The sequence below is a fragment of the Bradyrhizobium sp. STM 3566 genome (genome assembly GCF_045571445.1).
Taxonomy (GTDB): domain Bacteria; phylum Pseudomonadota; class Alphaproteobacteria; order Rhizobiales; family Xanthobacteraceae; genus Bradyrhizobium; species Bradyrhizobium vignae.
On record NZ_CP120692.1, the window covers coordinates 790,600 to 804,192 of the forward strand.

The following is a 13,593-nucleotide window of genomic DNA, read 5'->3' on the forward strand; positions in this document are numbered from 1 at the left end:
AATGGTTTCGGACCGGTTCCGCGAGGGCGCCAGGTCTCACATTACGGAAACAATAGGATTGCCAGTTCAGCCGCCCCTACGGCAGCTTGTCGTACCCCTCACCCAGCCCGTTCAGGCTGAGCGGGAAGCCGATGCCTTCTTCCGGGGTCTCGAAGATGATGAAGGTCGCGGTCTTGGCGCTGCGGAGCTGGCCGAGCAGCTTGTCCTCCAGGACGACCTCGGCGACGCAGCCGTTGGGGAGGCAGCGGACGAAGCCGGCGCGACCGACGTCCTGGTTGTCGAGCTTGAGGCCGAGGCCGGAGGGCAACAGGACCCCGAGCGGGGCGACCACGCGCATCAGGCGGCTCTTCTGGTCGGCGGTCTTGAGCACGATCACGGTCAGGCCGGCATTGGAGCGGTCTTCCGCCACCACGCTCTGGATCAGGGCGCACTGCTCGGTCTGGGCGCCCGGCGGGGTGTCGCAGCGGATCTGCCAGTCGCCATGGACGGAGCGTACCGCGCCCTGCGCATGGGCAAGGCCCGGCAGCGCGAGGAGGACGATCGCAGCCACGAGGGCGGCCAGCGCCCGGAGGCCGTTCGCCGGCCTTGCCATCGATCTCGAAAGCCCCATCGGGTCGGTCCCTCTGCTCGCCTGGGTCACTCGCACCCTGGCGGACTGATACGGGAATGACGGCGTCTTGAAGGCGATTCCCAAGCAAATTCCGCGCCGCCCACACCGCCATCGCCCGCTCGAATCAGGCTCCTGCGCGGCTGCCTGCCAGTGCCTAACGCGGGCAATTCCGCTGTCAAGCCGCAGCTTCCCGGGAAGCGGTATTTTTGTCTGATGTTGCTGGGAAATATCCTGCCGGTGATGGCTGGCAGACCAGGCTCAAGACTGCATTGCGATAGATCAAGAATTATGGTTTGAGAGGCTTGATTTCGCGTTCTAGCGATCTGGCCCCGATTCCTCTTAGAGGTATTCTTGCGTGGCGGTTTGTCGGACTGGCGGATCGAATAAGCGTTTCCCGGAAACAGGGGAACGCACTTGGGGTGATTTCGTAAGGGGAGCGCGAACGGCATGAGGATGTCGATGGGTCGGGTGGGCCGGCAATTGCTGGGATTGGCCACCATCGCCTTGGTGGCGGCTGGCGTCACGCTGGCGACGGGTGGTGCGGCATTCGCCGAGCTCGGGCAGCCGGCTCCGTGGGAGTGGACGCTCCAGCAGTCCGGTTCCCCGGTGATGGACAACATCGTCTGGTTCCACAATTTCCTGTTCGTGCTGATCACCCTGATCACGCTGTTCGTCCTGGCGCTGCTCGTGATCGTGGTCGTCAAGTTCAACGCGAAGGCCAATCCGGTCCCGTCGCGGACCACCCACAACACGCTGATCGAGGTGGCCTGGACGCTCGTTCCGGTGCTGATCCTGGTCGGAATCTCGGTGCCGTCGTTCCGGCTTCTGTTCCTGGAGCTCGACGTGCCGAAGGCGGATCTGACCATCAAGGCGACCGGCAAGCAGTGGTACTGGTCGTATGCCTATCCCGATAACGGCAAGTTCGAGTTCGACTCGCTGATGGCGCAGGACAAGCAGCCCCGTCTGCTCGGCGTCGACAACGAGATGGTGGTGCCGGTCAACAAGGTGATTCGCGTCCAGACCACCGGCGCCGACGTCATCCATGCCTTTGCGGTGCCGGCATTCGGCATCAAGATCGACGCCATTCCGGGCCGTCTGAACGAGACCTGGTTCAAGGCCACCAAGACCGGCATGTACTACGGTCAGTGCTCGGAACTGTGCGGCAAGGATCACGCCTTCATGCCGATCGCCGTGCGCGTGGTGAGCGACCAGGAGTTCGCCTCCTGGATCGAGACGGCGAAGAAGAAGTTTGCGAGCGGCGGCACCAGCACCTACGCCTCCGCGGCCGGCCCGACGCAGTAAGCGTCGGATGACGGCTTGAGGGACTGAAAGCGACAAAAGGGCGGGACCTCCAGAGGTCCGAATGGGACGCAAGGCAGGATTTGAAAATGGCAACGAGCGCAGCGGCACACGGCGATCACGCGCAAGCCCACGGACATGACGAGCACGCCCATCCGACCGGATGGCGGCGCTACGTCTATTCGACCAACCACAAGGACATCGGCACGATGTACCTGATCTTCGCGGTCATCGCCGGCATCATCGGTGCCGCGATGTCGATCGCGATCCGGGCCGAGCTGATGTATCCGGGCGTGCAGATCTTCCATGAGACGCACACCTACAATGTGTTCGTGACCTCTCACGGCCTGATCATGATCTTCTTCATGGTCATGCCGGCGATGATCGGCGGCTTCGGCAACTGGTTCGTGCCGCTGATGATCGGCGCGCCCGACATGGCGTTCCCGCGCATGAACAACATCTCGTTCTGGCTGCTGCCGGCGTCCTTCGCGCTGCTGCTGATGTCGACCTTCGTCGAGGGCGAGCCGGGCGCCAACGGCGTCGGCGCCGGCTGGACCATGTACGTGCCGCTGTCGAGCTCCGGCCATCCGGGCCCGGCCGTCGACTTCGCCATCCTGTCGCTGCATCTGGCGGGCGCCTCGTCGATCCTCGGTGCCATCAACTTCATCACGACCATCTTCAACATGCGCGCGCCGGGCATGACCCTGCACAAGATGCCGCTGTTCGTGTGGTCGATCCTGGTGACGGTGTTCCTGCTGCTGTTGTCGCTGCCGGTGCTCGCCGGTGCGATCACCATGCTGCTCACCGACCGCAATTTCGGCACGACGTTCTTCGCGCCCGACGGCGGCGGCGACCCCGTGCTGTTCCAGCATCTGTTCTGGTTCTTCGGTCACCCCGAGGTGTACATCCTGATCCTGCCGGGCTTCGGCATGATCAGCCAGATCGTCTCGACCTTCTCGCGCAAGGCCGTGTTCGGTTATCTCGGCATGGCCTATGCCATGGTCGCGATCGGCGGCATCGGCTTCGTGGTGTGGGCGCACCACATGTATACGGTCGGCATGTCCTCGGCGACGCAGGCCTACTTCGTCGCGGCCACGATGGTCATCGCCGTTCCGACCGGCGTGAAGATCTTCTCCTGGGTCGCCACGATGTGGGGCGGCTCGATCGAATTCCGCGCCCCGATGATCTGGGCGGTGGGATTCATCTTCCTGTTCACGATCGGCGGCGTCACCGGCGTCGTGCTGGCGAACGCGGGTGTCGATCGCGTGCTCCAGGAGACCTACTACGTCGTCGCGCACTTCCACTACGTGCTGTCGCTCGGTGCGGTGTTCGCGATCTTCGCCGGCTGGTACTACTGGTTCCCGAAGATGTCGGGCTACATGTACAATGAGAGCCTCGCCAAGCTGCACTTCTGGGTCACCTTCATCGGTGTCAACCTGGTGTTCTTCCCGCAGCACTTCCTCGGCCTGTCGGGCATGCCGCGCCGTTACGTCGACTATCCCGATGCCTTCGCGGGCTGGAATCTGGTCTCGTCGGTCGGCTCCTACATCTCCGGCTTCGGCGTGCTGATCTTCCTGTACTGCGTGATCGACGCCTTCGCCCGCAAGGTGCCGGCGGGCGACAACCCCTGGGGTGCCGGCGCGACCACGCTGGAGTGGACGCTGTCCTCGCCGCCACCGTTCCACCAATTCGAAGTGCTGCCCCGCGTGCAGTAAGCAATCTCCCGCGGCGCCCGTGACGGGCGCCGCGGCGCTGTAACGAAACGAGTAGATCTAAGTGTCCGTCCTCGACCATAACGCCATCGACATCAATCCCCGCATCTCCGAAGCGGAGGTCGGCGACTACATCGCGCTGCTCAAGCCGCGGGTGATGTCGCTGGTGATCTTCACTGCGCTGGTCGGAATGGCAATGGCGCCCGGGCATTTCCATCCCGTGTTGGCGATCACCTCGCTGCTCTGCATCGCGGTCGGTGCCGGCGCCTCCGGGGCACTCAACATGGCGCTCGAAGGCGACATCGACGCCAAGATGTCGCGCACGGCGAACCGGCCGATTCCGCGCGGACGCATCACCCGTCCCGAGGCCATGACGTTCGGCATGACGCTCGCCTTCTTCTCGGTGATGACGCTCGGCATCCTCGTCAACTGGATCGCGGGCGCGCTGCTCGCCTTCACCATCTTCTTCTACGTCGTGATTTACACCCTCTGGCTGAAGCGCTGGACCGCGCAGAACATCGTGATCGGCGGCGCCGCCGGCGCGCTGCCGCCGGTGGTGGCGTGGGCATCGGTGACGGGCACGGTCGATGTCGAGCCGCTGCTGCTGTTCGCCATCATCTTCTTCTGGACGCCGCCGCATTTCTGGGCGCTGGCGCTGTTCCGCTCCGACGACTATGCGCGCGCCGGCATTCCGATGCTGCCCAACGTCGCCGGTCCCGACGCGACCCGCCTCCAGATCCTGCTCTACACGATCGTGCTGATCGCGGTGGCCGCGACGCCCTGGGCGCTCGGCTATTTCGACGCCGTCTACGGCATCGTCTCGCTGATCCTCGGCGCCGGCATGCTGGTGCTCGCGATCAACGTCTATATGCGGCGCGAACGCAGCCAGTCGCTGCGCGCGACCCGCAAGCTGTTTGCCTTCTCGATCCTGTATCTGTTCGCGCTGTTCGCGACCCTGCTGGCCGAGGTCGTGTATCGGGCGCTTGCTCCGATGGTTGGGGGCGCATGAGGCAGGAATGGCTGACAAACCCGAGCCAAATGGAATCGTCCTCACCGAGGTGCAGCAGAAGAGCCGTCGTCAGCGTTCGATCGCAATCGCGCTCGCGCTGGGCGTGCTCGTGGTGCTGTTCTTCGCCGTCACCATGGTCAAGGGGCCGGCAGTACTAGTGCGGCCGATGTAGGGAAGATGGGTCACGAGCCGACCATATCGCGGGATCAGAGCCGGACAGCCGCCAAAGGCCGCCGCGGCGGCCGGTTCAGTGGTCTTGGCCGCGACGCGTTGGTCGCCTCGATCTGCGGCGGCGTGGTCGCGCTGATGGTCGGTGCTTCCTACGCGGCGGTGCCGTTCTACAACTGGTTCTGCCGCGCCACCGGCTTCAACGGCACGACGCAGGTTGCGACCTCGGCGCCGGCCAACGGCCCGATCGCGCGGAAGATCTCGGTGCGCTTCGATTCCAACGTCGCGCCCGGCCTGCCCTGGAAGTTCGAGCCGGAGCAGAGCGAGATCGAAGTCAATATCGGCCAGGTCGTGACCGTCTTCTACACCGTGACCAATCAGGCCGCGCGCACCACTGCGGGCCAGGCCGCCTACAACGTCGCGCCGCTGACGGTCGGCTCCTACTTCCAGAAGATCAACTGCTTCTGCTTCACCGAGCAGACCATGGCGCCCGGCGAGAAGCGCGAGATGCCGGTCGTGTTCTACGTCGATCCCTCGATCGCCGAGGACCACGAGAATGACGGGCTGAATACGATCACGCTGTCCTACACGTTCTACCCGGTGAAGGATCCGGTGGTGAAGCCGCTCGCCGCCGGCGAGAACGACAAACGCAAGGGAAATCTTTGACCGCCGGGCTCACGCTCGGGCGGTTGGAAACAAGGGGATAAGTGCCTGATAGGCACGGGATTGAGGAGAGAGACGGAAATGGCCACGGCGCATACCAAGCATCACGACTATCACCTGGTCGATCCCTCGCCCTGGCCGGCTGTCGGCTCGCTCTCGGCATTCATCATGGCGGTCGGCGCGATCGCCTGGATGCACCACATGTTCTCCGCGGCGCCGATCGTGTTCGGTGTCGGCACCGTGGGCGTGCTCTACACCATGACGAGCTGGTGGGCCGACGTGATCAAGGAAGCCCAGTACAAGGGCGACCACACCCGCGTCGTGCAGCTGCATCACCGCTACGGCATGATCCTGTTCATCGCCTCCGAGGTGATGTTCTTCGTCGCCTGGTTCTGGGCTTATTTCAACGCGGCGCTGTTTCCGGCCGACGCCGTCCACGCCACCCGCGATGCGGTGTTCGGCTGTGGTCTCGGCACCCAGCCCGGTGCCTGCTCCGTCCCCGGCACCTGGCCGCCGAAGGGCATCGAGACCTTCGATCCCTGGCATCTGCCGCTGCTGAACACGCTGATCCTGCTCACGTCGGGCACCACCGTGACCTGGGCGCACCACGCGCTGCTCGAGAACGACCGCCAGGGCCTGAAATACGGGCTGATCCTCACCGTCCTCCTGGGCGCCGCCTTCACCTGTGTGCAGGCCTATGAATACAGCCACGCGGCGTTTTCCTTCGCCGGCAACGTCTACGGCGCGACCTTCTTCATGGCGACCGGCTTCCACGGCTTCCACGTGCTGGTCGGCACCATCTTCCTGATCGTGTGCCTTGCCCGCGCCTATGCCGGCCACTTCACGCCGAAGCAGCATCTCGGTTTCGAGTTCGCCGCCTGGTACTGGCACTTCGTCGACGTGGTCTGGCTGTTCCTGTTCCTCTGCATCTATGTCTGGGGACACGGCGCCGAGACCATGGCCCACGGCGCGCACTAAAGCATGATCCGGAAAAGTGCGAAGCGGTTTTCCGGAAAGATCATGCGTAAACAACAAGCTAAAGCGCGATGACGAGTCTCCAAATCTCATCGCGCTTCAGCCGTATCGAACCGATCAGAAAGGGCGGCCGCAGGGCCGCCCTTTCGCTTTCCGGCCGCCGGATGTTTCGGCGGAAACTGTGATAGAGTCCGCCATCATGAACGACAGCGCCGGCACACCCCAATCCGAAACCACGGTCCTGCAAAGCGCGCTGCGCGGGCTCGCCTGCAAATGCCCGCGCTGCGGCCAGGGCAAGCTCTATGCGGGGTTCCTGACGCTCGCGCCGGCTTGCGACCGTTGCGGCCTCGATTACGCCTTCATCGATACCGGCGATGGTCCGGCGATCTTCATCATCATGCTCGCCGGTGCCATCGTGGTCGGTTGCGCGCTCGTCGTCGAGGTCAAGTACCAACCGCCGTTCTGGCTGCATGCGGTGCTCTGGCTGCCGCTGATCCTCGCCACCACGCTGTTGCCGCTGCGTGCGATGAAATCGTTGCTGATCGCGCTGCAGTTTCACCACAAGGCGGCGCCGGGCCGGTTGGTCGATCGCGCGAAATGAACGAGCCTGCGCGCAAGGCCCGCGTGGCCGGCTTCGCGCTGTTCACGCTGCTCCTGACGGCTGTGTTCGTCGCGCTCGGTGTCTGGCAGTTGCAGCGCCGGACAGCCAAGCACGCGCTCATTGCGGCACTCACCGAACGGCTCGCGGCATCGCCGACGGCGCTGCCGCCGTCCGCGCAATGGACCGCGCTGAATCCTGCCCGCGATGAATTCCGCCGCGTCAGCTTCACCGCGACCTATGCAGCCCTGCCCGATGCGATGGTTTATTCCTCCGGCTCTGCGGTGCGCAAGGACGCCTCCGGCCCGGGCACCTGGGCCTTCCTGCCGGCGCGGCTTCCCAGCGGCGAGACGGTCGTGATCGATGCGGGCTTCGTCGAGAACACGATGCAGGACCGCGGTGTCGAGGACCGCGCGGTGAAGAAGCTCGTCACGGGCCAACCGATTGAGCTCACCGGCTATCTGCGCTTTCCCGAGGCGCCCGGCTGGCTGACGCCGGCGGAGAATCGCGACAAGCGGCTTTGGTTCGTGCGCGATCATCTGGGAATCGCAAGCGCGCTCGGCTGGGGCGCGGTTGCGCCGTTCTATATCGATCTCGAGCAGCCCGCGCCCGCGAACGGCATTCCGCGTCCGGGCCCACTGGAGGTGAATCTGAAGGACGACCACCTGCAATATGCTGTTACCTGGTTCACGCTTGCGGGCGCCGTGCTGATCGTCTTCGCCGTGTGGGCAAGAGGCCGGCGCCAGAGCTGAGCTCATCGGAAGATATTTCGAGGGAACCGGTATCGCCCGGGGTTTATTTTTCAGCGCATATTCACGACTGTGGTCCTAAGCCACCGGGATTTTCCGCGGCAGACAGGATTGTAGCGTGAGCGATTTCGACCAGATGGGAATTGTCGTCGATTGGGTGGACGCCTGCCGGAAGGGCGATCTCGCGACACTGCTCGACCTCTATGCGGACGATGCGCAGCTCGAATGCACGTGTAACGGCACGCGGCGCTACCACGGCCGGAGCGAGATCGAGGCCTATTGGCAGCCGCAGCTCAGCGCCTTCTCGTCGGCGGGTTTCGGTCTGGAAGAGATCCATCCCGCGCCCCACGGCATCGATCTCGAATATTCCGTCGCCGGCGCGCTGCGCATTCAGGCCTCGTTCCGCTTCAGCCTGGATGGCAAGATCCGCAGCACGCTGTGCGAACCGGCGCTACAGAACGCGCATGATGGCTGCGGCTGTTAGCCTGATGATGGCGCGTCCCGCGTTGCCTGTACCGGAAGGCGGCAGCGCACGTAAGTTCGCTCATCCATGCGCAACAGGGACAGCGATCCGCTGAGCGCACGCACGCGTTCATGCATGCCGGTCAGCCCCCGGCCGAAGATGTTGCCCGCAGGAAAACCGCCGCCATCATCGGAGATCTCGACGACGAGCGTCTCGCCGGCGACGGTCGCCTGCACATCTACGTTGCTGGCCTCGGCATGGCGGAGCGCGTTGGTCAGTGCTTCCTGGATCACCCGATACACGGTCTGAGCCAACGGCCCGTGGATCACGTTCAGATCCGGATCGATCGTGTCCGTGACGGCGATATGCGGTGCCTGCTTGCCAAAATTCCGGAGCAGCGTCTGCACGCTGGTCGCAAGGCCCAGTTCCTCGATGTAGAGCGGCCGCAGCCGGTCGAGAATGCGGCGGTTGGTCTGCTGGAGCGCCTCGACTGATTGTAGTACCTCCCGTGCCGAGTTGCCGAGATGTCCTGTCTGCGGCGCAGCGTCGACCAGCGCGATCGAGCCGGCGCGGATGCTGAACAGCAGCGGTCCGAGCTCGTCGTGCAGTTCGCGGGCGAGATCGCGCCGCTCATCGTCCTGGAGCGACACCAGACGGTGCATCAGATCACGATTGTCCCGGCTCAGTTGCGCAAGCGTTGCGGCCAGTGCATTCGCCTCCTCGCAACCTTGCCGAATTTCCGGCGGACCCCCGACCGGAATCGGCCTGGTGTAGTCGCCCTGTCGTATTCGCGTGAGACCTTCGCCGAGATCTTGCAGAGGGCGCAGGACAGATCCCGCCAGGACGTAGGCGATCGTGCCGGTAAGAACCATCAGTCCGGCGACCAGGCTGGTCAGCGCAAGAAAGCCGATCCATTTCTCGAACAGATCGGCCGATATGTCCGGCACGAAGACGATGTCGCCGATACGTCTGCCGTCGATCATCACTGGGGATGCCACGCCCAAGTTTGGGATGGCGAGAAGGTCGATGAACCATTGCGGCACGCCATGCGACTTGCGCGGCTCGTCCTTCGGCACCGGCGCGGCACCTGCTTCCAGGGCCCGGAACTGGATGTCGGAGGAGGTGTCCAAAGAATGGACAAAGGCGTCGAGCGTCTGCCGTGGATTGTCCGATGCGCGAAGGGTATTGTTGAGCGCAGCGGCGATGGCCTCTGTCGAACGCCGCCTCGGCTCGTTCTCCTCGGCCAATTGGCCCGTCGCGAATATCTGGAGCAGCACGCCCCCCAGGATCAGCGCCGCGAGAAAGCTAGCGCCGAGCGGAAGAAACAGTTGCGTCCTGAACGAAAGTCGTTGCCACATTAGGCCAATTCTAACGCGCAGCGGCGGGTTTTGCTCTTTCCATTTATTCCCGCCGGTTTATGAGTCGAAGAAAGAGGGTCCGCGATGCAAGATACCGCCAAGCTGGCGACCAGGGTCCTGATCGTCGACGACCATCCCGTGGTGCTGTCGGGTTGCCGCACCCTGTTCGCGTCCGACCATTCAATCCGCATTGACGAAGCGACCGATGCCAAATCCGGACATCGCGCCTATGTCAGCAAGCGGCCCGACGTCACCGTGATCGACATCAGCCTGCCCGATGTCTCCGGCTTCGAGCTGATGCGACGCATCCGCAAGGACGATCCCGACGCCAAGATCATCATGTTCAGCATGAACGACGATCCGGCCTTCGTGGTGCGGGCAGTCGAGCTTGGGGCGCAGGGTTATGTCTCCAAGGGCGACGATCCCCGTATCCTGCTGAAAGCGGTGCGCAAGGTGGTCGCGGGCGACAATTTCATCTCGCCGCAGCTTGCGGAAGCCGTGACGTTTTCGGGCGCGGCGATCAAGGCCAATCCGGCTTCGCAGATGACGCCGCGGGAGCTCGAAATTCTCCGCCTGCTTGGACGCGGCGACAAGATCGTCGAGGTCGCCGAGGCGCTCGGCATCTCCTACAAGACGGTCGCCAACACTACATCTCTGCTGAAGCAGAAGCTGGGTGCCAAGAATCACTCCGATCTGATTCGGATCGCAGTGGAGATCGGGATGAACTGACCTTCCGCCAGCGACCGAACCGGCTGCTCCAGGATGCAGCGGTTCGGTCGACGGATCGGCGCCGCCGTTGGCCGGGCAATGCATGGCCAACGGGCTGACACCGATCCGCGGACACAATGGGCCGAGACTGCATTCGTTCCTGCCGCGGCCAACATTTCGGGAAAAAGCGGCATTTGGCGACACGATCTTGCCGTGCCGGCAGAAGCGGGGCCCGGAGCGGATCGGGAAGAACAGGAACATTTTTCGGCGCGCGCGGTTTTGTCCCTTGACGATTTCGTGACAGGCGACGAAAGCTTGCCGGAAGAGTTCTGAGGGGTCAGCGACCCTGACGAGGCAAACCGGTCTGCACACAACGACAGACCTTCCAAGAGAAGGGCTGCGGTCATACCGCAGCCCTTTTTCATTGGGCGAGGGTGGGCCGGAAGCGGTTTCCCGATGCCGCAAAACACTTTATGGTGGCTCAAAGCAGCTGGCTGTTTAGCAAGTAGTTTCGTGAAATCAAAGGCTTAAGGATCGAGCTTCGGCTCGACCGGCCTTTGGAGGGCAGTTTGACTCGTTATATCTCAACCCGGGGCGAGGCCCCCGAACTCGGCTTCTGTGACGTGATGCTGACCGGGCTCGCCCGCGACGGTGGTCTATATGTGCCAGCGACGTGGCCACAGCTCCCGACTGAGACGATCGCCGGATTCTTCGGCCGTCCCTATTGGGAGGTCGCGGTCGATGTGATTCGGCCCTTCGCCGGCGGCGAGATCTCGGACGCCGAGCTCGGTCGCATGGCGAACGAGGCCTATGCCACCTTCCGCCATCCCGCGGTGGTGCCACTGCGCCAAATGTCGCCGCATCAGTTCGTGCTGGAGCTATTCCACGGTCCGACGCTCGCCTTCAAGGACGTGGCGATGCAGCTGATCTCGCGGCTGATGGATCATGTGCTCGCCAAGCGCGGCCAGCGCACCACCATCGTGGTCGCGACGTCGGGCGATACCGGCGGCGCCGCGGTCGAAGCCTTTGCAGGACTCGAGAATGTCGATCTCATCGTGCTGTTTCCGCACGGCCGCATCTCCGAGGTGCAGCAGCGGATGATGACGACGACGGGCGCCGCCAATGTGCATGCGCTCGCCATCGAAGGCACGTTCGACGATTGCCAGGCGCTCGTGAAGGGGATGTTCAACAATCATCGCTTCCGCGATGCGACCTCGCTCTCCGGTGTCAATTCCATCAACTGGGCGCGCATCGTCGCCCAGGTGGTCTATTATTTCACCTCCGCCGTTGCCGCCGGTGCGCCGGCGCGCGCGGTCGATTTCGTCGTGCCGACGGGCAATTTCGGCGACATCTTCGCCGGCTATGTCGCCAAGCGCATGGGGCTGCCGGTGCGCACCCTGCGCATCGCCGCCAACGTCAACGACATCCTGGCGCGGACGCTGAAGACTGGAATCTACGAGGTGCGCGAGGTGCACGCGACGGCGTCGCCGTCGATGGACATCCAGATCTCGTCGAATTTCGAGCGACTGCTGTTCGAGGCCGGCCGGCGCGATGCCGCCGGCGTGCGCCGCCTGATGGAGTCGCTGAAGCAGTCCGGACGTTTCGTGCTGCCGGATGCGACGCTCGCCGCGATCCGCGAGGAGTTCGATGCCGGGCGCGCCGACGAGACCGAGACGTCGGCTGCGATCCGCGCCGCCTGGCGTGAAGCCGGTGAGCTGGTCGATCCTCATACGGCCGTGGCGCTTGCCGTCGCGGACCGCGACACCACCGACACCAGGGTACCGAGCATCGTGCTCTCCACCGCCCATCCGGCCAAATTCCCCGACGCTGTCGAGGCGGCCTGCGGCCAGCGGCCGCAACTGCCGGCCTGGCTCGACGGCTTGATGACTAAATCCGAACACATGAGGGTGATGAAGAACGATCAGGCCAAGGTCGAGCGGTTCGTGCTGTCGGTCAGCCGCGCCGCCAAGCAGGGAGTTGCCGGATGAGCGTCGAGATCTGCAAGCTTGCCTCCGGCCTGACCGTCGTCACCGACGAGATGCCTCACCTCGAAACCGCGGCGCTCGGGGTCTGGGCCGGCGTCGGCGGACGCGACGAAAAGCCCAACGAGCACGGCATCTCGCATCTGCTCGAGCACATGGCGTTCAAGGGCACGACGAAGCGCTCTTCGCGCGAGATCGTCGAGGAGATCGAGGCGGTCGGCGGCGACCTCAATGCCGGCACCTCGACCGAGACCACGTCCTACTATGCGCGGGTGCTGAAGGCCGACGTGCCGCTCGCGCTCGACGTGCTCGCCGACATCCTCGCCAATCCCGCCTTCGAGCCCGACGAGCTGGAGCGCGAGAAGAACGTCATCGTGCAGGAGATCGGCGCGGCGCAGGACACGCCCGACGATGTCGTGTTCGAGCATCTCAACGAGCTCTGCTATCCCGACCAGCCGATGGGCCGTTCCCTGCTCGGCACGGCCAAGACGCTGCGCGCCTTCAACCGCGACATGCTGCGTGGCTATCTCTCGACGCATTATCGCGGACCCGACATGGTGGTGGCGGCGGCCGGCGCAGTTGATCACAGCCAAGTCGTCGCCGAGGTCGAGAGACGCTTTGCGAGTTTCGAGGGGACGCCGGGGCCGAAGCCGCAGACCGCTCAGTTCGGCCAGGGCGGCACCAAGGTCGTGCATCGCGAGCTCGAGCAGGCGCATCTGACGCTGGCGCTGGAAGGCGTGCCCCAGACGGATTCGTCGCTGTTCTCGCTCCAGGTCTTCACCAACATTCTCGGCGGCGGAATGTCGTCGCGGCTGTTCCAGGAGGTGCGTGAGAAGCGCGGCCTCTGCTACTCCATCTACACCTTCCACGCGCCCTACAGCGATACCGGCTTCTTCGGCCTCTATACCGGCACCGATCCGGCCGACGCGCCGGAGATGATGGAGGTGGTGGTCGACATCATGAACGACTCTGTGGAGACGCTGACCGATGCCGAGATCGCCCGGGCCAAGGCGCAGATGAAGGCGGGTCTCCTGATGGCCATGGAGAGCTGCTCCTCCCGTGCCGAGCAGCTCGCCCGGCATGTGCTCGCCTATGGGCGGCCGCAGACGGTTCAGGAATTGGTGGCCCGGATCGATGCCGTCAGCATCGAATCGACGAGGGATGCGGCGCGTGCGCTGCTGTCGCGGAGCCGGCCCGCCGTTGTCGCATTGGGCAGTGGCAGGGGTCTGGACACGGCGGTATCTTTTGCGGAAGGATTGACCCGGGCGCGCGCCAAGGCGCGGTTGCATTAGGAGCCGC

General features: G+C 64.2%; 15 protein-coding genes. 13 read left to right on the top strand and 2 right to left on the bottom strand.

The window, feature by feature from the left end:
- Positions 1-76: 76 nt before the first annotated feature.
- Positions 77-610 carry an invasion associated locus B family protein gene (locus P6U27_RS03670; protein WP_122400696.1) on the bottom strand — a complete coding sequence of 178 codons (534 nt, stop codon included), beginning with the start codon at positions 608-610 and terminating at the stop codon, positions 77-79.
- A gap of 447 nt (positions 611-1,057) precedes the next feature.
- Between P6U27_RS03670 and coxB the strand changes: the two genes are divergently transcribed.
- The 9 genes from coxB (at position 1,058) to P6U27_RS03715 (ending at position 8,267) form a co-directional block, all read left to right on the top strand.
- Positions 1,058-1,912: a cytochrome c oxidase subunit II gene (gene coxB / locus P6U27_RS03675; protein ID WP_122400697.1), complete on the top strand. Its 855-nt coding sequence runs from the start codon at positions 1,058-1,060 to the stop codon at positions 1,910-1,912.
- A gap of 86 nt (positions 1,913-1,998) precedes the next feature.
- Positions 1,999-3,624, top strand: a complete 1,626-nt coding sequence (gene ctaD, locus P6U27_RS03680; RefSeq protein WP_407193685.1) for a cytochrome c oxidase subunit I — start codon at positions 1,999-2,001, stop codon at positions 3,622-3,624.
- Positions 3,625-3,685: 61 nt separating this feature from the next.
- Positions 3,686-4,630: a heme o synthase gene (locus P6U27_RS03685; RefSeq protein ID WP_122400699.1), complete on the top strand. Its 945-nt coding sequence runs from the start codon at positions 3,686-3,688 to the stop codon at positions 4,628-4,630.
- Positions 4,631-4,637: 7 nt separating this feature from the next.
- The gene (locus P6U27_RS03690; RefSeq protein ID WP_407193686.1) at positions 4,638-4,802 is read left to right on the top strand and encodes a CoxF protein; all 165 of its coding nucleotides are present in this window, start codon (positions 4,638-4,640) and stop codon (positions 4,800-4,802) included.
- A 5-nt stretch (positions 4,803-4,807) separates the two neighbouring features.
- Complete coding sequence (locus P6U27_RS03695) at positions 4,808-5,464, top strand: cytochrome c oxidase assembly protein (protein WP_122400701.1); 657 nt, start codon at positions 4,808-4,810, stop codon at positions 5,462-5,464.
- Positions 5,465-5,542: 78 nt separating this feature from the next.
- Positions 5,543-6,439 carry a cytochrome c oxidase subunit 3 gene (locus P6U27_RS03700; protein ID WP_122400702.1) on the top strand — a complete coding sequence of 299 codons (897 nt, stop codon included), beginning with the start codon at positions 5,543-5,545 and terminating at the stop codon, positions 6,437-6,439.
- A gap of 196 nt (positions 6,440-6,635) precedes the next feature.
- Positions 6,636-7,037, top strand: a complete 402-nt coding sequence (locus tag P6U27_RS03705) for a DUF983 domain-containing protein (RefSeq protein ID WP_122400703.1) — start codon at positions 6,636-6,638, stop codon at positions 7,035-7,037.
- Positions 7,034-7,786, top strand: a complete 753-nt coding sequence (locus P6U27_RS03710) for an SURF1 family protein (protein ID WP_122400704.1) — start codon at positions 7,034-7,036, stop codon at positions 7,784-7,786. Before P6U27_RS03705 ends, P6U27_RS03710 begins: the two co-directional genes overlap by 4 nt.
- A 115-nt stretch (positions 7,787-7,901) precedes the next feature.
- Positions 7,902-8,267: a nuclear transport factor 2 family protein gene (locus P6U27_RS03715; protein WP_122400705.1), complete on the top strand. Its 366-nt coding sequence runs from the start codon at positions 7,902-7,904 to the stop codon at positions 8,265-8,267.
- Here the strand turns inward: P6U27_RS03715 and P6U27_RS03720 are convergent.
- Positions 8,264-9,604, bottom strand: coding sequence for an ATP-binding protein (locus P6U27_RS03720; RefSeq protein ID WP_122400706.1), 1,341 nt, complete (start codon positions 9,602-9,604; stop codon positions 8,264-8,266). The genes P6U27_RS03715 and P6U27_RS03720 overlap by 4 nt on opposite strands.
- Positions 9,605-9,688: 84 nt before the next feature.
- Here P6U27_RS03720 and P6U27_RS03725 point away from each other — a divergent pair, with 84 nt between their 5' ends.
- The 4 genes from P6U27_RS03725 to P6U27_RS03740 all read left to right on the top strand — a co-directional run bounded on the left by P6U27_RS03725 (position 9,689) and on the right by P6U27_RS03740 (position 13,586).
- Complete coding sequence (locus tag P6U27_RS03725) at positions 9,689-10,333, top strand: response regulator transcription factor (protein ID WP_122400707.1); 645 nt, start codon at positions 9,689-9,691, stop codon at positions 10,331-10,333.
- Positions 10,334-10,366: 33 nt separating this feature from the next.
- The gene (locus P6U27_RS03730; RefSeq protein WP_129143448.1) at positions 10,367-10,645 is read left to right on the top strand and encodes a hypothetical protein; all 279 of its coding nucleotides are present in this window, start codon (positions 10,367-10,369) and stop codon (positions 10,643-10,645) included.
- Between the two features lie 236 nt (positions 10,646-10,881).
- Positions 10,882-12,300, top strand: coding sequence for a threonine synthase (thrC, locus tag P6U27_RS03735; RefSeq protein WP_407120310.1), 1,419 nt, complete (start codon positions 10,882-10,884; stop codon positions 12,298-12,300).
- A complete protein-coding gene (locus P6U27_RS03740) occupies positions 12,297-13,586 on the top strand; it encodes a pitrilysin family protein (RefSeq protein WP_122400709.1) in 1,290 nt (429 codons plus the stop codon). The genes thrC and P6U27_RS03740 overlap by 4 nt, the downstream gene beginning before the upstream one ends.
- Positions 13,587-13,593 lie beyond the last annotated feature (7 nt).

Excerpts from the sequence above, each read along its gene's own strand:
- P6U27_RS03670 (WP_122400696.1), bottom strand. The coding sequence starts at position 610 with ATGGGGCTTTCGAGATCGATGGCAAGGCCGGCGAACGGCCTCCGGGCG.
- coxB (WP_122400697.1), top strand. The coding sequence starts at position 1,058 with ATGAGGATGTCGATGGGTCGGGTGGGCCGGCAATTGCTGGGATTGGCC.
- ctaD (WP_407193685.1), top strand. The coding sequence starts at position 1,999 with ATGGCAACGAGCGCAGCGGCACACGGCGATCACGCGCAAGCCCACGGA.
- P6U27_RS03690 (WP_407193686.1), top strand. The coding sequence starts at position 4,638 with ATGGCTGACAAACCCGAGCCAAATGGAATCGTCCTCACCGAGGTGCAG.
- P6U27_RS03695 (WP_122400701.1), top strand. The coding sequence starts at position 4,808 with ATGGGTCACGAGCCGACCATATCGCGGGATCAGAGCCGGACAGCCGCC.
- P6U27_RS03700 (WP_122400702.1), top strand. The coding sequence starts at position 5,543 with ATGGCCACGGCGCATACCAAGCATCACGACTATCACCTGGTCGATCCC.
- P6U27_RS03705 (WP_122400703.1), top strand. The coding sequence starts at position 6,636 with ATGAACGACAGCGCCGGCACACCCCAATCCGAAACCACGGTCCTGCAA.
- P6U27_RS03710 (WP_122400704.1), top strand. The coding sequence starts at position 7,034 with ATGAACGAGCCTGCGCGCAAGGCCCGCGTGGCCGGCTTCGCGCTGTTC.
- P6U27_RS03720 (WP_122400706.1), bottom strand. The coding sequence starts at position 9,604 with ATGTGGCAACGACTTTCGTTCAGGACGCAACTGTTTCTTCCGCTCGGC.
- P6U27_RS03725 (WP_122400707.1), top strand. The coding sequence starts at position 9,689 with ATGCAAGATACCGCCAAGCTGGCGACCAGGGTCCTGATCGTCGACGAC.
- P6U27_RS03730 (WP_129143448.1), top strand. The coding sequence starts at position 10,367 with ATGCAGCGGTTCGGTCGACGGATCGGCGCCGCCGTTGGCCGGGCAATG.
- P6U27_RS03740 (WP_122400709.1), top strand. The coding sequence starts at position 12,297 with ATGAGCGTCGAGATCTGCAAGCTTGCCTCCGGCCTGACCGTCGTCACC.